This window comes from Nitrosomonas ureae, from assembly GCF_900206265.1.
Classification (GTDB): domain Bacteria; phylum Pseudomonadota; class Gammaproteobacteria; order Burkholderiales; family Nitrosomonadaceae; genus Nitrosomonas; species Nitrosomonas ureae_C.
The window spans coordinates 234094-251777 of the sequence record NZ_LT907782.1 but is presented as its reverse complement, the minus strand read 5'-3'; the positions used below and the strand labels follow the sequence as shown (position 1 = coordinate 251777).

The 17684-nt window shown below is 43.1% G+C and carries 21 protein-coding genes, 3 tRNA genes and 2 pseudogenes; 11 read left to right on the top strand and 15 right to left on the bottom strand.

Annotated elements, in window-relative coordinates:
• Positions 1-9: 9 nt before the first annotated feature.
• From CPG39_RS01150 to CPG39_RS01140, 3 genes are all read left to right on the top strand, one after another.
• Positions 10-84, top strand: a tRNA-Gly gene (locus CPG39_RS01150).
• Positions 85-193: 109 nt separating this feature from the next.
• Positions 194-267: transfer RNA gene (locus tag CPG39_RS01145), tRNA-Cys, on the top strand.
• 24 nt (positions 268-291) lie between these two features.
• Positions 292-381 (top strand) — tRNA-Leu (locus CPG39_RS01140).
• A gap of 334 nt (positions 382-715) precedes the next feature.
• On the opposite strand, the gene CPG39_RS01135 is transcribed toward CPG39_RS01140, so the two are convergent.
• Together CPG39_RS01135 and CPG39_RS14635 are read right to left on the bottom strand one after the other, a co-directional pair.
• Complete coding sequence (locus CPG39_RS01135; protein ID WP_145956194.1) at positions 716-1270, bottom strand: toprim domain-containing protein; 555 nt, start codon at positions 1268-1270, stop codon at positions 716-718.
• A 116-nt stretch (positions 1271-1386) separates the two neighbouring features.
• The gene (locus tag CPG39_RS14635; RefSeq protein ID WP_145956193.1) at positions 1387-1590 is read right to left on the bottom strand and encodes a hypothetical protein; all 204 of its coding nucleotides are present in this window, start codon (positions 1588-1590) and stop codon (positions 1387-1389) included.
• A 44-nt stretch (positions 1591-1634) separates the two neighbouring features.
• Here CPG39_RS14635 and CPG39_RS01130 point away from each other — a divergent pair, with 44 nt between their 5' ends.
• Positions 1635-1931: a type II toxin-antitoxin system RelE/ParE family toxin gene (locus tag CPG39_RS01130; protein ID WP_096291656.1), complete on the top strand. Its 297-nt coding sequence runs from the start codon at positions 1635-1637 to the stop codon at positions 1929-1931.
• 3 nt (positions 1932-1934) lie between these two features.
• On the top strand, positions 1935-2213 hold the full coding sequence (locus CPG39_RS01125; RefSeq protein WP_096291655.1) for an addiction module antidote protein: 279 nt from the start codon (positions 1935-1937) through the stop codon (positions 2211-2213).
• Positions 2214-2305: 92 nt separating this feature from the next.
• Here CPG39_RS01125 and CPG39_RS01120 read toward each other — a convergent pair.
• Positions 2306-3069, bottom strand: a protein-coding gene (locus tag CPG39_RS01120; RefSeq protein ID WP_096291654.1) for an IS5 family transposase whose coding sequence is annotated in 2 segments (ribosomal slippage) — positions 2306-2712 and positions 2712-3069 — 765 coding nt in all. Because the reading frame shifts where the segments join, the coding sequence is not laid out codon by codon here.
• 57 nt (positions 3070-3126) lie between these two features.
• A complete protein-coding gene (locus CPG39_RS01115) occupies positions 3127-3966 on the bottom strand; it encodes a cytochrome C assembly family protein (protein WP_096291653.1) in 840 nt (279 codons plus the stop codon).
• 136 nt (positions 3967-4102) lie between these two features.
• Here CPG39_RS01115 and ffh point away from each other — a divergent pair, with 136 nt between their 5' ends.
• From ffh to CPG39_RS01105, 3 genes and pseudogenes are all read left to right on the top strand, one after another.
• Positions 4103-5452 (top strand): signal recognition particle protein, encoded by a 1350-nt coding sequence (gene ffh / locus CPG39_RS01110; protein ID WP_096291652.1) that lies wholly within the window; start codon positions 4103-4105, stop codon positions 5450-5452.
• Positions 5453-5610: 158 nt separating this feature from the next.
• Positions 5611-5712: pseudogene (locus tag CPG39_RS14980) on the top strand (hypothetical protein); the annotation flags it as partial.
• Positions 5713-5926: 214 nt separating this feature from the next.
• Positions 5927-6855, top strand: a pseudogene (locus CPG39_RS01105) (IS30 family transposase).
• Between the two features lie 51 nt (positions 6856-6906).
• Here CPG39_RS01105 and dut read toward each other — a convergent pair.
• Together dut and coaBC are read right to left on the bottom strand one after the other, a co-directional pair.
• Positions 6907-7356 (bottom strand): dUTP diphosphatase, encoded by a 450-nt coding sequence (gene dut / locus CPG39_RS01100; protein WP_041362245.1) that lies wholly within the window; start codon positions 7354-7356, stop codon positions 6907-6909.
• Complete coding sequence (gene coaBC / locus CPG39_RS01095; RefSeq protein ID WP_096291651.1) at positions 7343-8569, bottom strand: bifunctional phosphopantothenoylcysteine decarboxylase/phosphopantothenate--cysteine ligase CoaBC; 1227 nt, start codon at positions 8567-8569, stop codon at positions 7343-7345. The genes dut and coaBC overlap by 14 nt, the downstream gene beginning before the upstream one ends.
• Before the next feature lie 198 nt (positions 8570-8767).
• Between coaBC and radC the strand changes: the two genes are divergently transcribed.
• Genes radC through rpmG form a run of 3 tightly spaced genes read left to right on the top strand, consistent with a single transcriptional unit; the run spans position 8768 to position 9931 of the window.
• Positions 8768-9442 (top strand): RadC family protein, encoded by a 675-nt coding sequence (gene radC / locus CPG39_RS01090; protein WP_096291650.1) that lies wholly within the window; start codon positions 8768-8770, stop codon positions 9440-9442.
• A 57-nt stretch (positions 9443-9499) separates the two neighbouring features.
• Entirely contained in the window at positions 9500-9736 is a 237-nt protein-coding gene (gene rpmB / locus CPG39_RS01085; protein ID WP_013647382.1) for a 50S ribosomal protein L28, read from the top strand.
• Positions 9737-9775: 39 nt separating this feature from the next.
• The gene (gene rpmG / locus CPG39_RS01080) at positions 9776-9931 is read left to right on the top strand and encodes a 50S ribosomal protein L33 (protein WP_013647381.1); all 156 of its coding nucleotides are present in this window, start codon (positions 9776-9778) and stop codon (positions 9929-9931) included.
• A gap of 49 nt (positions 9932-9980) precedes the next feature.
• On the opposite strand, the gene CPG39_RS01075 is transcribed toward rpmG, so the two are convergent.
• The 9 genes from CPG39_RS01075 to CPG39_RS01035 form a co-directional block, all read right to left on the bottom strand.
• Positions 9981-11171 carry a fatty acid desaturase gene (locus tag CPG39_RS01075; RefSeq protein WP_096291649.1) on the bottom strand — a complete coding sequence of 397 codons (1191 nt, stop codon included), beginning with the start codon at positions 11169-11171 and terminating at the stop codon, positions 9981-9983.
• A gap of 314 nt (positions 11172-11485) precedes the next feature.
• Entirely contained in the window at positions 11486-12040 is a 555-nt protein-coding gene (locus CPG39_RS01070) for a pseudouridine synthase (RefSeq protein ID WP_096291648.1), read from the bottom strand.
• A 29-nt stretch (positions 12041-12069) separates the two neighbouring features.
• A complete protein-coding gene (locus CPG39_RS01065; protein ID WP_096291647.1) occupies positions 12070-12531 on the bottom strand; it encodes a SixA phosphatase family protein in 462 nt (153 codons plus the stop codon).
• 18 nt (positions 12532-12549) lie between these two features.
• Complete coding sequence (locus CPG39_RS01060) at positions 12550-12855, bottom strand: DUF167 domain-containing protein (protein WP_096294214.1); 306 nt, start codon at positions 12853-12855, stop codon at positions 12550-12552.
• An 11-nt stretch (positions 12856-12866) separates the two neighbouring features.
• On the bottom strand, positions 12867-13442 hold the full coding sequence (locus CPG39_RS01055) for a YggT family protein (protein ID WP_096291646.1): 576 nt from the start codon (positions 13440-13442) through the stop codon (positions 12867-12869).
• Between the two features lie 195 nt (positions 13443-13637).
• Positions 13638-14450: a pyrroline-5-carboxylate reductase gene (gene proC, locus CPG39_RS01050; RefSeq protein ID WP_096294213.1), complete on the bottom strand. Its 813-nt coding sequence runs from the start codon at positions 14448-14450 to the stop codon at positions 13638-13640.
• 157 nt (positions 14451-14607) lie between these two features.
• The gene (gene mutM, locus CPG39_RS01045) at positions 14608-15438 is read right to left on the bottom strand and encodes a bifunctional DNA-formamidopyrimidine glycosylase/DNA-(apurinic or apyrimidinic site) lyase (RefSeq protein WP_096291645.1); all 831 of its coding nucleotides are present in this window, start codon (positions 15436-15438) and stop codon (positions 14608-14610) included.
• Positions 15439-15452: 14 nt separating this feature from the next.
• A complete protein-coding gene (locus CPG39_RS01040) occupies positions 15453-16310 on the bottom strand; it encodes a DUF4340 domain-containing protein (protein WP_096291644.1) in 858 nt (285 codons plus the stop codon).
• Positions 16307-17662 carry a GldG family protein gene (locus tag CPG39_RS01035; protein ID WP_096291643.1) on the bottom strand — a complete coding sequence of 452 codons (1356 nt, stop codon included), beginning with the start codon at positions 17660-17662 and terminating at the stop codon, positions 16307-16309. Before CPG39_RS01035 ends, CPG39_RS01040 begins: the two co-directional genes overlap by 4 nt.
• Between the last annotated feature and the right edge of the window lie 22 nt (positions 17663-17684).

The following is a 17684-nucleotide window of genomic DNA, read 5'->3' as shown; positions in this document are numbered from 1 at the left end:
CTTCAAAGTGCGGGAATAGCTCAGTGGTAGAGCACAACCTTGCCAAGGTTGGGGTCGCGAGTTCGAGCCTCGTTTCCCGCTCCATTTTCTAGTGAGAATGGTAATGTAAGGTTTTTTATTGCCGGAAATCGAATAGCCTGTGATGCAGGTTTTTCCCGTAAGATTCACAGCATGCTGAAAATCATGTAATAATGGCGGGGTGGCAGAGTGGTCATGCAGCGGCCTGCAAAGCCGTCTACGCCGGTTCGATTCCGACCCCCGCCTCCAAAAAATCGATCTAAAAAACCTATCGCCCGGGTGGTGAAATTGGTAGACACAAGGGACTTAAAATCCCTCGGGCCTAAAACGCCCGTGCCGGTTCGATTCCGGCCCCGGGCACCATTTTACAAAATAACGTTTAATACTTTTTCCATCTTTTAATAAAGCACCCCGCCGCAAGCAGCGGGGTATTAACTGCGCTCTACAATCTGCTGGTTTTCAACCAGCTTTCGCCCCAAGGGGGCGGGGAATTAAACCCGCAGAGATTAATAAAACTCAATATTCAAGCGGGTTTAACGCCTTGCTGAGTTCCGAAATCTAAACCTTTTCTACTGTTTTATACTTAGTTGCCGTTAACTTTTACGTCATAATTACGTCAGGGTTTACGCTCAGAGAAGTCAATGATGTTTGATTTTTCTCCTACGATACATGACCGCACCGCATCAACACCAAGCCGCTAATGCATATCATTGAAATCAGTTTCATGCACCGCACGATCAGCACCAAATTCAGGCTTGACCACAAATCCATTTATTTCTGCAACAGCTTCGCTAGCTTTTGTTATACTGGGATTGCCATCCATATTGAAATCATCGTCAGCACAAATAATGATCTTGGAATCAGGATATTTCCCCCGCAGCGCATTGCAAACAGGCAGTAAATTACCCGCATCAAAGCAGACCACCACATTACCGCCGATTGATTGTTTTACACTGCAACCGGTAGCCCATCCCTCAGTAACATAAATTACGTCGAGATTGCTACTGGAAGTCAGAATGCAAAAACACCCCTTTTTCCGCCCGCCGCTCAGAAATTGTTTAGCACCATCCGGAGTAATAAACTGTAGCGAATACATCTCACCATCAATATCACGCACCGGCAATACCAGCGTATTCCTGATTTGCTTAGCACCGCTTGGCCTGATGCCCTTCTTGACCAGGTAATCATGCTCAACCTCAACAGAACCCGCACGCGCACGATTCCAAATTTTCTCAGCTTTACTCTTAGCCACAGCCCGAAGCAAAGCTTCCTCCTTTTCCCTCAAAGCGCGCGCGGCCGCTATGCGTCACTTATTTTCCTTCACCTCATCGGCATTCAGTTCGCCTGATGACTTAGCACACCAATTAGCTATCTGGCCAGTACGCCATGAGCCGAATGATCCCGCCTGAACTCCATCGAGAAAAAGCACATACCATCCATTTTTCTTGCCTTTTTTATCACCCGCCATCTCACAGTGATGGATCTTTCCATATTGCCTTTTATCTCAAGACCGGAATTACGAGCGGATTCTGAAAATTCAAGAATAGGATCATTAGCTGGTGATTTTATCACTGCATCCTATTGTAAAATCGTATCCTATAGGATACAATTATCACATGAAATACGAACTGCAAATTACCCAAACATTCAGCCAGTGGTTTAAGAAACTGGACAAAACGACAACCATCAAACTGCTTGAACGGCTTGATCGGGTTACTGCGGGCAACCTGGGCGATCACAAAGCTATCGCTAATGGATTGTTTGAGCTGCGTTGTTTCTTTGGCAGCGGCATCCGCCTGTATTTCACTATCCGCAACCAGCAAAGCGTCTTGCTGCTGGCAGGCGGAAATAAAAGCACTCAGGCCAAGGATATTGAAAAAGCCAAGGCGATTATGAATAAACTGGAGGATTAAGATATGACCGAAAAAATTATCCCGTTCGATATCGCAGAACATCTCAAAACAGATGAAGACATTCGCGCCTTCCTGCAAGAATCCGCAGCCAACGCTACCGCCACTGAATTCATCCACGCGTTAAACACGGCCGCCAGGGCCAAAGGGATGACCGAAGTGGCAAAACTTGCCGGAGTTAGCCGCGCAAGTCTTTACAAATCTCTGAGCGGACAAGGAAAGCCGGAATTCGCCACCATCGCAAAGGTAGTTGAAGCTCTGGGCTGCAAGCTGGTGATATCTTGAATCAAAAAAAGAACCCAGCGCACTAACAAGGAAGAGAAAAGATACGCTGGGTGGATATGCGTGAAAGCCTGTTATCATGCTAGATAGTGTAGTCACGAGATATTTGCCCAGAGAGCGATGCATCTGATTTGTACAGCGGCGAGAAAAGAGGTGGTATTTTTGGCGTATCTTGTGGCGATGCTGCGCCATCTCTTGAGGTGCAGAAAAGCATTTTCTACAAGATGCCGCAATTTATACAATGCCTTATCGTAGAACCTTTGCGCTGCACGGCTTTTCTTTGGAGGAATTATAGCTTCCATGCTCTGTTTTCTTGCTTGTTCAATAATCGCATTGCTGTCATAACCGCGATCCGCCAGTAAATAATCCGTATCAAGCCCTTCGATCAGGCGGCCAGCCTGCGTGCAATCCGCTGTGGTACCTTGTGTAATAAAAACTCTGACCGGCATACCATGCGCATCCACGGCCAGATGTATCTTGGTATTGAGCCCCCTTTTGTGCCGCTCATGTCTTGATTCCCGCATCTGGCTCCGGCAGCATGAGGATGTACCTTACAATGACTGGCATCAATCATCAGCCATTCGTAATCCGGGTCGTCAATCAGCACTTCCAGTAATTTTTCCCAGATGCCCTTGTCGCGCCAGCGAATAAAACGACGGTGCGTATTGCTCCAATCGCCATAATCCGGCGGTAAATCCCGCCATGGCGCACCCGTGCGCATAATCCAGAAAACAGCATTGATGAATTGCCGGTTATCTCTGGCCAGCCCTCCCCAAACGCCTTGGCGTCCAGGCAGATGTGTCTCTAGCTGCGCCCATACTTCCTCTGATATGTCATGTCTGCGGTGTGAATATGTCATATGAAATCCCTGTGTTTTTACAAGAATCTCATAGTTCTAATCTCGTGACTTCATTATCTAGCGATTCAATATGATTTCCAGCACAAATTTACTGCCGATATAAGCTAGTAATAATATAATGAATCCGATTAATGTCCAACGAATTGCAATACGCCCTCGCCACCCATAGAATTGCCTACCTATCAATAACGCTGCAAAAACCCCCCAGGAGATAAAGCCAAATAGGGTTTTATGAGAAAACGTCAGCGATTGACCAAATACTTCCTGCGAAAATACGATACCGCTCATGAGCGTCAACGTGAGTAAGATAAACCCAACCCAGATAATATGAAACAGCAATTTTTCCATTGCCAGCAGCGGTGGCAAATTGGGAAATACTGAACGTGATGCGGGATGGTGCAATTGGCGTTCGACTACTGTCATTAACAATGCGTGTAATGCCGCTATTGTCAGCAAGCTATAAGCCATCATTGCAACCAGCAAGTGCGCTTTGAAGGCTGGCAATTCAGTATTCTCAAGCGGACGCAAAGATGGGAAAAACAATGGCAGCAATACTGCTATAGCCGCTACTCCTGCGATAGGCGCAACCAAAGTCTGCAATCCTTCTAAACGTTTAAAAAATCCTGAGAACCAATAAATGAAAGTCGTCAACCAAACAATGGATGAGATCGCATTACTCAAGCCAAAACTAAGTCCTGAACCAACAAACATGGATTGATAAAGTATTAGGGCATGCAGTAGCAACGGAACAATCATCGCATAATGCCCCCATGTAGCTTTCACCAATACATAATCATTCGTTCTGGATGCCGTTTGACCCCATGTATTTCGCCAAAAAAACCAACCAATCAGTATATAAAGCAAAAAGGCCGCGAGATAAGTTAAAATGCTGATCATTGACAGTTCAAATTTGATATGCCGAAATAATTGTTTAGTCTACATGGCACTTTAGCAAATTCAAAGACCTGATCCTGATATTTATTAAGATGGATTATTATTTTGTTCTCTAATTATTGATTTATGGGGCTTAAATATGTTTGACAATCTCACTCATCGACTCAGTGGAGTTATCAAGACATTACGCGGCGAAGCAAGGCTTTCCGAGAGTAATATTCAGGATGCTTTGCGAGAAGTTCGCTTAGCGTTACTGGAAGCGGATGTGGCTTTACCAGTAGTCAAAGATTTCATCGCGCGCGTCAAAGAAAAAGCTATTGGCCATGAAGTGATGACTAGCCTCACTCCAGGACAGACTCTAGTTGGAGTGGTTCATCAAGAATTAATTGCCATCATAGGTGGAGAAAAGGCTGATCTTAATCTTGCCACAGTCCCGCCTGCAGTTATTCTCATGGCAGGACTGCAAGGTGCCGGCAAGACCACTAGCAGCGGAAAACTGGCCAAGTGGCTGATGGAAAACAAAAAGAAGAAAGTATTGCTAGTTTCCTGTGATATTTATCGTCCAGCTGCAATTCATCAACTTGAACTTCTAGCCAATCAGGTCGGTGCCGATTTTTTTCCTGTTCAAGAAGGACAGAAGCCCGGACAAATTGGCTCCGCTGCATTAGATTATGCACGTAGACACCATCATGAAGTTATGATTGTTGATACCGCGGGCCGGTTAGGTATTGATGAGGCAATGATGCAGGAAATCCGCGAGCTTGAAACACTTTTGCGCCCCATTGAAACCTTGTTTGTTGTTGATGCAATGCAAGGCCAGGATGCGGTGAATACTGCCAAAGCATTTTCTGACGCGCTGCCATTAACCGGCGTCATCCTCACCAAGCTTGACGGTGATGCACGTGGCGGCGCTGCGTTGTCTGTCAAGCATATTACGGGAAAACCCATCAAATTTTCCGGTATTGCAGAAAAATTGACAGGCCTGGAAGCATTTCATCCTGATCGAATGGCATCCCGCATTCTGGGTATGGGTGACGTACTCGGTTTGATCGAGGAAGCTCAACGTAGCGCCGATCAGCAGGAAGCTGAGAAATTGATGAAAAAAATGAAATCGGGTAAAGCATTTGACCTTGATGATTTCAAAGCACAGTTTCAGCAGATGCGCAATATGGGTGGAATGAGCGCCCTCATGGATAAACTACCTGCTCAATTTAGTCAGGCGGCACAAAACGTTAAAGTGGACGATAAAATAATTAACCGGACAGAAGGTATTATTAATTCCATGACCAAACAAGAACGTGCAAAGCCAGAAATTTTGAAAGCCTCAAGAAAGCGCCGAATAGCCTCAGGTGCAGGCGTATCCGTACAAGAGGTTAATCGCTTGCTAGCACAATTTGAACAAGCCAGGAAAATGATGAAGATGATGAATAAAGGGGGAATGGCAAAAATGATGCGTGGAATCAAGGGAATGCTACCACGCTTTCATTAAGAGACTCTTAATCTATGAATATTACGACTTCGGTTGACAGTTTTGATAAATTGAATTGTTTTCAAGAAGTCGTTGATAAATCTACAAGCACAAAGAGATATTTCTCGTAAACTAAAGTATTCGAACACGCCGCCGCATCTGGCAATGTTGCATTCACCTGCAGGCATTTTGGTATTCCAAGAGATACGTTTTATCAATGGAAGCGAGCTTATGCGTCCCGTGTCGAGATATCTCCTGGTGGCGTACATATAGAGTATTAAAGCGCCACGGCCTCAACCGCCTCCCAAACCGTCAGCCCAAAAGATCGATCCCAACAATTCGTCATGAAAAACAAATCGGGACATCATGTGCAAGTTAATGTGAAGTTTCTTGAAGCGGATTCAAGTTTGAAGTGCAATTTTGAATAACGCAGGTCAGGGGGGTTGGATTCGGTAGCATCTGAGCCTTTTTGACCAGCCAGTCGAAATTGCAAAGATGAACTACACACACCTAACCCGAGAAGAGCGATACCAGATATACGTCTTGAAGAAAGCGGGACACACACAAAGCGAGATCGCCACCGTCATTGACCGAAGCGTATCAACTATTAGCCGAGAGTTAGCCCGTAACCGCGGGGCGCGTAGCTATTATCGCCCCAACCAGGCGCATAACAAAGCAGTCGAGCGGAAAGCCATCAATGCGCGGGCGATAGACGATGCAACTTGGCGGTTTGCGCAAGAGAAACATGCTGCAATGGAGCCCAGACCCGATCAGCAACTATGCGGATATCAGCATTGAGACAGTGTACCAGAGGGTTTATGCTGACAAACGAAACGGTGGCATTCTGTGGAAGAATCTGCGCTGTCAGAAGCAGCGCCGAAAGCGTTATGGCAAGACAGACCGGCGCGGCATCATCCCCAACCGCCAATCCATTGAGCAACGTCCGGCTACCGTCGATGCTAGAAGTCGTATCGGCGACTGGGAAGCAGATACCATCATCGGCAAGAACCACCGGCAGGCCATCGTCAGCCTGGTCGAGCGAAAGACGGGATACACGCTGATTCGCAAGGTGGAGCGGAAGACCGCCGAGGCAGTGATAAAAGCAACCACTCACCTGCTCAAGCCACACCAAAAACGGGTGCATACGATTCGGGCGGGAATTCGCCGGACACGAGGAGATCAGCAAACAACTGGACGCGGACTTCTATTTCGCCCACCCTTACGCTTCATGGGAACGAGGAACGAACGAGAATACCAATGGACTAATTCGGCAGCACTTCCCCAAAAACAGCGACTTCACCACGATTACACGACAGGAGATAAATACAGCAATGGAAAGATTGAACAATCGGCTTAGAAAACGGCTTGGATACAGAACACCTAATCAGCTATTCTTCACATCAGGCGTTGCACTTCATATTTGAATCGGCAGTATTAGAAAAACCACTAGTCTCGATAAGAACAAAAATAGTTTATCAATGCTTCCCTGTACTGCCAAACCCATCTTCACCACGGTGGCTATAGTCAAAACTGTCTACTCGATTAAACGCTACTTGAATCACGGGAACCACAACAAGTTGAGCAATTCGCTCCAGTGGATTAAGGAAGAAAGCTGTTTGGCTACGATTCCAGCAAGAAACCAGAATTTGCCCTTGATAATCTGAATCAATCAAGCCTACTAAATTTCCTAGTACGATTCCATGCTTATGGCCTAATCCAGAGCGTGGCAAGACCAGTGCCGCCAATCCAGTATCCGCTAAATGTATTGCGATACCCGCTGGAATGAGATTAGTTTCTCCTGGATTGATCGTCAATGGGTGCTCAATACACGCACGCAAATCCAAACCGGCTGAGCCTGGCGTCGCATATGCTGGAAATTGTTCATTTAAACGATCATCGAGAACTTTGATATCAATTCTTTTCATCATTTTTCTTAAGTTTGTCATACAGTGAGTAAATATGCGTCATCAGACGCCGCGCTTGTGCAATTTTTGCTGCCTTGGGAAGGACATGTTTGCCTTCGTCATCCAGCAAAATTAGCTCATTCTCATCGGAACCAATCGCATCCTGAGCCAGATTGGCAACTAGCAAAGGTAATTTTTTCTTATTTCTTTTCGCCGCTGCATTCTTCTCGAGATTTTCTGTTTCCGCTGCAAAACCAACACAAAAAGGCGGATTGGGTGATGTAGATACTGTCATCAGAATATCCGGATTAGGGGTTAATTCAATCAACAGATTGGCGGGCGATTTTTTTAGTTTTTGTTGCTTGATGCTTGCGGCACGGTAATCAGCCACAGCAGCGACACTGATAAAAATATCAGCTTGCGATACTTCTGCTTGTACCGCATGCAACATTTCTTCTGCACTTACTACTGAAATAAACTTATCAACTTTAGGCGGTGATAAACACGTTGGCCCGGAAATCAGAGTAATTCTTGCGCCCATTTCTAATGCAGCTTTAGCAACAGCGTATCCCATTTTTCCCGAACTATTGTTGGTAATTCCTCGGACAGCATCAATCGCTTCATAAGTAGGCCCGGCTGTCACCAAAATATTTTTACCCTGTAATAATGTACCAGCTTGGAAAGCAATTTGCACCGCTTCTACCAGTTCACTTACTTCTGCCATGCGCCCCATCCCTATTTCACCACAAGCTTGTTCGCCACAGGCTGGACCAATTATTTTTACCTCATCCTGACGTAACAATGACAAATTACGCCTTGTTGCAGGACTCTCCCACATTTGACGATTCATTGCCGGTGCTATCATGAGCGGACAATCACGTGCTATGCATAATACCGATAGCAAATCATCTGCCAATCCATTGGCAAGCTTACCTATAAAATTTGCGCTGGCTGGAGCCACTAAAATCATGTCGGCGTTGCGGGATAGATCAATATGCGCCATATTATGCGCGGCATTGGTTTTCCACAAATCAGTGTAAACAGAATTTCCAGTCAATGACTGGAAAGTTGCGGGACCCATAAAACGACAAGCTGCTTCGGTCATTATTGTCTGCACATTAATTCCATGCTGAGTTAATAGGCGCGCCAATTCCGCTGTTTTGTAAGCGGCCACACCGCCGGTTACCCCCAACAGCAAACGCTTCTTTGATACAGTCGATGCTCCTATTTTCATTACAAATGATATCTCGAATAAATTTAATTTTGTAATACGATAAATTACCTAGAATACATACTAAAACATTCCTTCGACTCAATTTGATCGCACTAATGCCGTATCCTATCAATAATGGCTAGTCACGTTAGCTTCACTAATAACGCTAATGACAAACCCTAGTCTTATTTTACATCACTGTGTACCACATCATAGCTTATGGCAATTACAAATTGGCCCGTATCTGAACGACCACGTGAAAAACTGTTACAGAAAGGTGCTTCAACACTTTCTGATACAGAACTATTGGCTATATTTTTACGTACCGGCATTAGCGGTAAAAGTGCTGTAGATCTCGCAAGAGAATTACTTTTACATTTTGGCAGCTTAACCAATGTTTTTGCAGCCAGTCAGCCAAATTTTTGTCAACTTCCCGGAATGGGTATGGCTAAATATGCTCAATTGCAAGCGGTATTAGAAATGGCTCGCCGTGCCTTAGGTGAAGAGCTAAAGTGCGGTAATGCCATGAATTCACCTAGACTGGTTCGAGATTTTCTACGACTGAGCTTGGCAAATAAACAACACGAAGTATTTATTGGCATTTTTCTTGACGCAAAGAATCATGCTATTGCTACCGAAGAATTATTTAGTGGGACATTGACGCAAGCCAGCGTTTACCCCAGGGAAATTATCAAGCGTGCCTTATATCATAATGCAGCTGCAATTATCTTTGCGCATAATCATCCTTCGGGCATTGCCGAACCTAGTCATGCCGATAAAGTATTAACTCAATCCTTAAAACAAGCATTGTCTCTAGTTGACGTTCAAGTATTGGATCACTTTATTGTAGGTAACGGCACTGCTCTTTCATTTTCCGAACATGATTTAATTTGAGCAAATGCTTCAAATCAGGATATAATTCTTCTTTTTAAGAATTCTGGAGTGCGCTATATGGCACGAGTATGTGAAGTAACGGGCAAGAAACCAATGTCTGGTCATAATGTTTCTCACGCAAACAATAAAACCAAAAGACGTTTTTTACCTAATCTGCAACACCGAAAATTCTGGGTTGAAAGTGAGAATCGCTGGATTAAGCTGCGGTTAACCAATGCGGCACTTCGTACTATCGATAAGAATGGTATAGATGCAGTATTGGTTAAAATGCGATTAGAAGGAAAAAACATTTAAAGACCTGCCAAGAAGATCAATCAAGGAGTTATCGTCGTTATGCGTGAAAAAGTAAAACTTGAATCCTCAGCTGGAACGGGGCATTTTTATACGACCACTAAAAACAAACGGGCTAAGCCTGAAAAAATGGAATTTATGAAATTTGATCCGGTTGTACGTAAACATGTCCTATATAAAGAAACAAAACTGAAGTAATAATAAAAAAAGCCCGCATATGCGGGCTTAATTTCGTCTTTTCAGAACATCAAGCATAACATCGTAGTCGCTGAGAGAATACTCTCAGTACTTCAATTCCACTCTCCTCCGCACGTCGACACCAATCTTCCAATTGTTTAACCAATTCTTCCGTTGTGGCAGTAGATTTTTGCCATATCTGAGCTAACTCATCTCGCATAGTATAGACTTTATCGAGAGTTTTAGCGTTACTGAGCACTTGGGTCAGCTTCTCGCGCTCATGATCTTGCAAGGTTTTAGAATCGGCCAGAACCCAGCGCTTTAAAGTAGAACTGTCCACTCCATAGTGAATTGTTGCTTCTTTCAAATGAATCATTTCCTTTGAAAAAGTTGCTTTTAATGATTTCGTATACTTTGCAAGAACTTCATATCGATGAGAAATAACAGCTTGCAAGGTATCTGAATCACATTGAGTTTTCGCCTGATCAATACGCAATTTAGGCGCAACCTTTTTGACTTTTGCAAGCCCCAGCATTTCCAAAATTCGAATATACATCCAACCGATATCGAACTCATACCACTTATTCGATAAGCGTGCAGATGTCGCATATGCATGATGATTATTATGTAACTCCTCTCCACCAATCAAAATACCCCAAGGAACAATATTCTTGCTGGCATCTTCCGCTTGAAAATTACGATATCCCCAATAATGACCAACACCGTTAATGATACCTGCAGCAAAAACAGGAGCCCATAACATTTGAACAGCCCAAATAGTAATCCCAATCGGACCAAATAAAATCACATTAATAATCAACATAAGCGCAACGCCTTTGGCGCTATGCCTGCTATACACATTACGCTCCAGCCAATCATCAGGAGTACCGTAACCATATCTCTTCAGAGTCTCCGCATTTTTAGCTTCTGCTCTATAGAGTTCCGAACCTTCTGCTAATACTTTTTCGATACCGTAAACAACCGGACTATGTGGATCCTCCTTGGTTTCACACTTTGCATGATGCTTGCGATGAATTGCTGTCCATTCCTTTGTAACCATTCCAGTCGTCAGCCAGAGCCAGAAACGAAAAAAATGACTTGGTATGGCGTGTAACTCCAAAGCTCTGTGCGCCGAATGACGGTGTAAATAAATTGTAATAGCAGCAATTGTAATATGTGTAAAAATCAGGGTAATAACAATATAACCCCACCACGGCATATCCACCACACCCGAAATTAAATTAAGAAAATCATAAATCATATGGTTATCATCCTGTTAAAGACCCGATACAACATAGCATAGGCCTATCCAATAAAAAATTACATTTTATACATCAATATTTAATTCAATCAATCCCTTTTATTTGTATCAAAAAACTACTACATACTTTACCTCTTTATTCGGTACCGATCACTTTCAGTTAAAATATTACACTATCACTTATCTGAAAAGAAATATCAATCTTTTCAGTTTGCTATTCACAAGTAGATATATTCAAATAAGACATCATACTCTAATCCTTAGCAGAAACTCGTTGTTATAAAAATTTCAGAAAAAGACTGGCAGTACTCATCTTAGTTTATATCAGAAGCAGCAAGCATACGCCATTCTCCTGGTGCAATACCCTTCAGTGTATGCAGACCAATTGCATAACGAATTAATCGCAATGTAGGAAAAAATACCGCCGCCGTCATCCGTCTTATCTGACGATTCTTCCCTTCCTTAAGGATCAAAGATAACCAAGTAGTCGGAATACTCTTGCGAAAACGAATGGGGGGTTGCCTATCCCAGATAAAACTAGGTTCATTCATCAAGCTTACCTGCGCAGATTTTGTTTTAAAATCACTGAGAACTATACCACGGCGCATAGCATTGAGTGCGACATCATCGGGTTTACCTTCCACCTGAACCCAATAAGTTTTAGGTAGTTTATACTTTGGACTGCAAATTTTATCCTGCAGCTTACCATTATCTGTTAATAACACTAAGCCTTCGCTATCGGCATCCAATCTACCCGCAGGATAAAAACCTGCGAAAGGTATAAAATCCTGCAGCGATCGATGTCCACATGTTGGTGTGAATTGGCAAATCACACCGTAGGGTTTATTGAACAGAATTATTCTAGGCATATACAGCGTCAATAAGTACGATATTAACCTCAATTTATTCCCAACATCTCAGGGTAGATCACAGTATGCAATACTGGTTCAAATCCTCTCTTATTTTTCTGATATCGAATCCACCAAACAGAACCTTTTTTCACACTCAACGCTACAGGAATAGTTGGAATCAGATAACTGGCCACATTCCTCAATGTGGGTTGATGACCAACAATTACAATCGCTCCCTGGAAATTAGGCCAGTCAGCCACAGTAAGAATATCATGTACATTTGCACCTGGGCCAACCGCAGCTTCCGTTATAAAATCGGAGCATAGTGCCGTTGCTGTTTGCTGTGTACGCTGCGTAGGACTTGCTATCACTTTAGTATTTTTCGGCAATTTAGATTTAAGCCAATCCGACATACACTTCGCCTGATTTAATCCTTCCGCGGTCAACTTACGAGCCGCATCGGGAGAACCTTCCTCAGCTTCGGCGTGACGCCATAAAATCAAATCCATCGTATTTTATCAGATGAGTTATTCATTAATAATCCCTCCTATATTAAACAATACTCTTGGATCATGCACAGATCGATGGATCACGATTACTTTATGGCGTGATTTGCCACCCTGTTTCAATCTTATTTGTCCGATCGGCACATCGAACTGCGCTGCAAGAAATTTAATCAATGTCGAGTTTGCCTTACCTTCCACAGGCGCAGCTGCAAGTCTTATTTTAAGAGCACCTTCGAGTAAGCCTGCGGCTTCAGTAATTTTCGCGCCAGTCTGAATATGCAGTGTCAGAACAAGATTGTTTGTTCCATCATATCGATACCAACTCATTTGCGGCATTTCTATAACAGCATTGCAGCGATTTCCACATGTACCCCTGCAATCAACATTAACAGTACTTGAATTAAAATCAGCACAAATAATGGCGACAAATCTACATTAGCAATAGGCGGAATATATTTACGAAAAACACTGAGGAATGGGCGCGTAAAACTGTCCAACAATGGCGCCAGCGGACTGTGCGGATTAACCCAGGACAGAACAGCTTGCACGATAATCATCACCAATACAATATACAGGGTCGTTTTAATAATTTCGACAATACCCAGCAATCCAATTACCCCTGATGAGGTAATAATATTAGCCTCAAAGTCATACCCTTGCATCACATACATGATGGTCACGACGACACATTCCAGTAACCAGGCAAGCATCAATGTAGATAAATCAATCCCTGCCCAGCCGGGAATAAAACGACGGGTAGGCCTTACAATAAAGTCAGTCACGGCGATCAAAAACTGAGATACCGGATTGTAGTAAGGAACACGCAATAATTGAAAATAAAAACGCAGCAATAATGCCAAAGAAAATAATCCCAAAATGGTATCAAGAAGAAAAACCAGAATCTGATTTGACATAGATATTCCCTAGAAAACGTAATAGTTGACAAAACCATTGAGAAGCTATCTGTGTTGCGTTACAGCACTACAGATAAAGAAGAAAAACATAAATTTTTCTTTTTGTCTGCTTTTGCTTTATATCGATCTGTTGGGAAGAAAAAGAAAGCACTTCTCAATGACTTGTTAAGCAATTGCCAATTGATTTCTTAAGCCTTATTTTCTACCGAACTCATCACTCATTTCATGGGAACGATCACTTGCAGCATGAATAGCAACCATGATCTTATGCTTAATATCACTTTTTTCCATAGCTTGAATCGCCCGTTCGGTAGTGCCACCTTTTGAAGTTACCCGAGCGCGCAACGTAATCACATCTTCATCACTTAAACTAGCTAACTTACTAGCACCCAAGAAAGTCTGCAAACTGAGGTGTCTGGCTTGAACCGGTGTTAACCCTAATTCTATCCCTGCTTGCTGCATGGATTCAATAAAATAAAAAATATAGGCGGGGCCACTCCCAGAAATTGCGGTCACTGCATGTAACATTTCTTCTTCTACCACCCACAGTGTCGAACCCACCGCAGCTAAAATCGCCTCGGCATTTTTTCTATCCAATTCATTCACACTTGCAGCAGCATAAAGACCCGTAACACCTGAGCGCACCAGTGAGGGCGTATTCGGCATAGCGCGCACCACTCTTTTATAACCACCCAGCCAACGCATAATATCTGATGCACGAATGCCGGCCGCAATCGATATTAACAATTGATCCTTTAACAAGGGCAGAAGATCCTGAGTCAACTCATGTAATTGCTGGGGTTTCACAGATAACAAAATAACGTCACTCTTTGCCACACCCTCGGCAAGATCACTCGTAGCCAGAATACCAAATTCAAGCTTTAGCTTTTCGCAGTTTTCTACATTAATTTCGACCACATACAGTTGCTCTGCTATAAAACCTTGTTGCAACAATCCGCTGATTAATGCAGAGGCCATATTACCGCCACCAATGAATGTAATATTCATAACATTGTAATTAGTTGATTGATTCATCAATAAAAAGAAAGAACCTGCATATTAAAAAATTCCTTCAATCCAATAAGATGGGAACAAGCTCCTGAAATTTATTCGGTCAGATAACTCTCGCAAAAGATTTACAACTCGATTCGAGTTGTAATCTTCTTCAATGCTGACAGCCTGAACAGTAAAAACTGGAACGCTGGCCTTGCTTAATCTGCTTGATTATATTTGAACATTGCTTGCATCGTTTATCACTACGCCCATAAACCCAATATTGCTGTTGAAAATACCCCCGGGCTCCATCACTGTGCACAAAATCACGCAAACTGCTACCCCCAGCTTCTATTGCCAACTGCAAAGTATGCTTGACCGCTTGAACCAACTTTTCATAACGCCCTATTCCGATTCTACCAGCGGTTACTTTAGGATTGATTCCGGCTAAATACAAAGCTTCATTTGCGTAAATATTACCAATACCCACTACTATACGACTATTCATCAGAGCTTGCTTGATACACGTTCGCAATCCCCTGGTTTCTCTAAATAAATATTGCGCACTAAAATCTGCTGTCAACGGCTCCGGACCCAAGTTCATCAGAAGCGGATGCTGCGCAATATTCCCTACATACCATAACACGGCACCAAAGCGACGCGGATCATGCAGTCTGAGTACAGTTTGATTATTAAGAATTAAATCAAAATGATCATGCTTACGCGGGAATTCCGGTAATTGTATTAATTCTGGCAATAAAATACGTAAACTGCCTGACATACCCAAATGAAGAATCAGCACTCCTTTACCGCAATCCAACAGTAAATATTTAGCCCGACGCGTCACTGTTTGAATCGTCAATCCCGGCAATAATGCAGGTAAATTTTCCGGTATAGGCCAACGTAACATCGAATTACGAATAATTACGTTTGCAATCACTTGACCAGTCAGATGCGGGGCAATACCACGACCTGTTGTCTCAACTTCTGGTAATTCCGGCATCAGTGTTCAGAAATTTATTGGTTCAGCACTATAGCACGAGGACTAATTAACCGCTGTCCCAATTTAGCCGGAAACTGATAACCAATCCCTTCTGCCATGCGCAACAGCACGAGTGAATATTTATTTTGTAGAATCTTAAAATCTATTACTTTTCCACTTTGCAGGCTGATTCGAATAACACCCGTTTCGATCCAATCAGAATCAAGCTCATTCTCTAATTTCAGTGCTTCAGCACGAGCAGTTTGCCACAATTGAATCCACTTTGTCAGTATTTCATTACCAAACCCATCGTCAGAATATTGTTTGCTTATACGCCATTCGCCATTTTGAAATTCTGCTGTCCATTGCTCCATTTCAAACCTGACAGGAATTTCGTCGGGCACTAGCAATTCGGGGCTAATCAGATCGCTGACAGTTAACGGAAGTGCCAGCGCATAACGGGGTGAAATCAAGTAAGCAAAATTATTGGTCGCAAGATATTGCTGATTGGTTGTCGGTGAAAATCCGCCAAAACCAAAATATTCATTATCTGCATGCAGTTGAAGATAAGGTTGATCCAGACCAAAACGCTCCAGATCTTCCAATGCAAGACGCTGATAACTACTTGCCATTAAAATTTCCAGAATTTTTCCGATTTTTTCCTCATCCGCGCGTGCTTCTATGGGCTCTCTCAAGTGCCATTGATTATTCGAGTGCTTGAGAACAATTTCTTGATGTTTATTCAGGATGCGTAAGCTCTGTACTGCATCAGCAGTAGTGGTAGAAATAGGATATTGCTGAATCGCAGCAGATTGTGGTCTAAAGTAGAGAAATATCGCTAATCCGCCGATAGTAATCAGCATAATCAGATTTAAACGGGAGTGGTGCGTCATTTTGCTATTCTTCTACGATGCCACCAAATAAAAAAACCGGATGCCAAGAAAAAGGTTGGTAGTAATATAAGAAACCCCACGGCAATCCAAGTAAGTTCAGATTCACTCAAAATCATGCTGCTATCAATCGTTGCACGTGGCTGTATCACCATTAATTCTTCATCATCGGTCAACCAATTAACCAGATTAATGCCAAAATCCAGATTGCTCCCATTTCCCAAATACGTATTGGCGAGAAAGTGTCCACTGCCAACAACGACAATACGTTGTTCACGATCCTTGATATTGCGTGTCAATGCAACCGCTATAGTGATCGGACCAGGCACATCAGTCGCTTGATCAAACGTAATGCTTCCATTCAGATCACCGGTTTCGATCCATCCTTGTTGAGCTACTTCAACCAATGCAACGCTACTCCAATCTTCATTTTCATTTATTGTAATCTGACGCGCATAAGGAAATACCGTAATATAATTAAAATTATTCGTTATTGCATGCCGCCCATAAATTGCACCCAGGGAAAATGTAATCGGTGCTTTAAGTTGACCAGCTTGAGGATCAATCACAACGCCGGGCGTAAGCGTTAAACGCAATTTTTCCGTCAACGGCAATAATCCACGTAGTGATTCCTGGTCAACCAGCCATAACAAATTGCCACCTTGGTCAATATAATTCAGGAGCTTATCGACCTCTCCCGGCAGCAAATCAGTCTGAGGTGAGGCAATCAACAGTAGGTTTGCATTCATGGGCATATCCTGCTCAATTGCAAGATTTGTTGCTTGACGACGAAAACCATTGGTATGAAGGTGTTTGCCGAATTCACCTAAATCGTAATTAGCATCCCCCTCTAACCGGCGCTCTCCATGACCGCTCAATGTAACGATCAATTTATCTTCTGCTCGTGCCAGGCGCATCAAAGCATTAGAGAATGCTTGTTCATTAATAGTAGTAAGATGCTCAGTCCTTTGGTTATATTTGATTACCAATTCACCATTGACCTTCACACCAGCTTGTTGTGTCAGTACAGGCTGTTCGACCGGATCAACAAACGTTAGAGAAAGATCCGGTTTTACTCTCTGATAAAGCGCAAAAAAATCGGTAATAATTTTTCGTATATCACCTAACTGTGCATGTTGTTCAGTTGCATAAGCCGTAACTAGGATTGGGGCATGCAGTTTTTGTAGAATTTCAATGCTGGTTTCACTCAGACTATTACGTCCATTCTGGCTGATATCCCATTGAAAACGATATTGCGCCGCGACAAAACCAAGCATTGCGATCAATAATAATAACAGGATAACAAATACGCCATTCTGTATCCGGTAATGCCACCGTAATTTTTTATTCAGCATGATCGTCACACGTATCGTTCAT

Excerpts from the sequence above, each read along its gene's own strand:
- CPG39_RS01130 (WP_096291656.1), top strand. The coding sequence starts at position 1,635 with ATGAAATACGAACTGCAAATTACCCAAACATTCAGCCAGTGGTTTAAG.
- CPG39_RS01125 (WP_096291655.1), top strand. The coding sequence starts at position 1,935 with ATGACCGAAAAAATTATCCCGTTCGATATCGCAGAACATCTCAAAACA.
- CPG39_RS01115 (WP_096291653.1), bottom strand. The coding sequence starts at position 3,966 with ATGATCAGCATTTTAACTTATCTCGCGGCCTTTTTGCTTTATATACTG.
- ffh (WP_096291652.1), top strand. The coding sequence starts at position 4,103 with ATGTTTGACAATCTCACTCATCGACTCAGTGGAGTTATCAAGACATTA.
- dut (WP_041362245.1), bottom strand. The coding sequence starts at position 7,356 with ATGAAAAGAATTGATATCAAAGTTCTCGATGATCGTTTAAATGAACAA.
- coaBC (WP_096291651.1), bottom strand. The coding sequence starts at position 8,569 with ATGAAAATAGGAGCATCGACTGTATCAAAGAAGCGTTTGCTGTTGGGG.
- radC (WP_096291650.1), top strand. The coding sequence starts at position 8,768 with ATGGCAATTACAAATTGGCCCGTATCTGAACGACCACGTGAAAAACTG.
- rpmB (WP_013647382.1), top strand. The coding sequence starts at position 9,500 with ATGGCACGAGTATGTGAAGTAACGGGCAAGAAACCAATGTCTGGTCAT.
- rpmG (WP_013647381.1), top strand. The coding sequence starts at position 9,776 with ATGCGTGAAAAAGTAAAACTTGAATCCTCAGCTGGAACGGGGCATTTT.
- CPG39_RS01075 (WP_096291649.1), bottom strand. The coding sequence starts at position 11,171 with ATGATTTATGATTTTCTTAATTTAATTTCGGGTGTGGTGGATATGCCG.
- CPG39_RS01070 (WP_096291648.1), bottom strand. The coding sequence starts at position 12,040 with ATGCCTAGAATAATTCTGTTCAATAAACCCTACGGTGTGATTTGCCAA.
- CPG39_RS01065 (WP_096291647.1), bottom strand. The coding sequence starts at position 12,531 with ATGGATTTGATTTTATGGCGTCACGCCGAAGCTGAGGAAGGTTCTCCC.
- CPG39_RS01060 (WP_096294214.1), bottom strand. The coding sequence starts at position 12,855 with ATGAGTTGGTATCGATATGATGGAACAAACAATCTTGTTCTGACACTG.
- CPG39_RS01055 (WP_096291646.1), bottom strand. The coding sequence starts at position 13,442 with ATGTCAAATCAGATTCTGGTTTTTCTTCTTGATACCATTTTGGGATTA.
- proC (WP_096294213.1), bottom strand. The coding sequence starts at position 14,450 with ATGAATATTACATTCATTGGTGGCGGTAATATGGCCTCTGCATTAATC.
- mutM (WP_096291645.1), bottom strand. The coding sequence starts at position 15,438 with ATGCCGGAATTACCAGAAGTTGAGACAACAGGTCGTGGTATTGCCCCG.
- CPG39_RS01040 (WP_096291644.1), bottom strand. The coding sequence starts at position 16,310 with ATGACGCACCACTCCCGTTTAAATCTGATTATGCTGATTACTATCGGC.
- CPG39_RS01035 (WP_096291643.1), bottom strand. The coding sequence starts at position 17,662 with ATGCTGAATAAAAAATTACGGTGGCATTACCGGATACAGAATGGCGTA.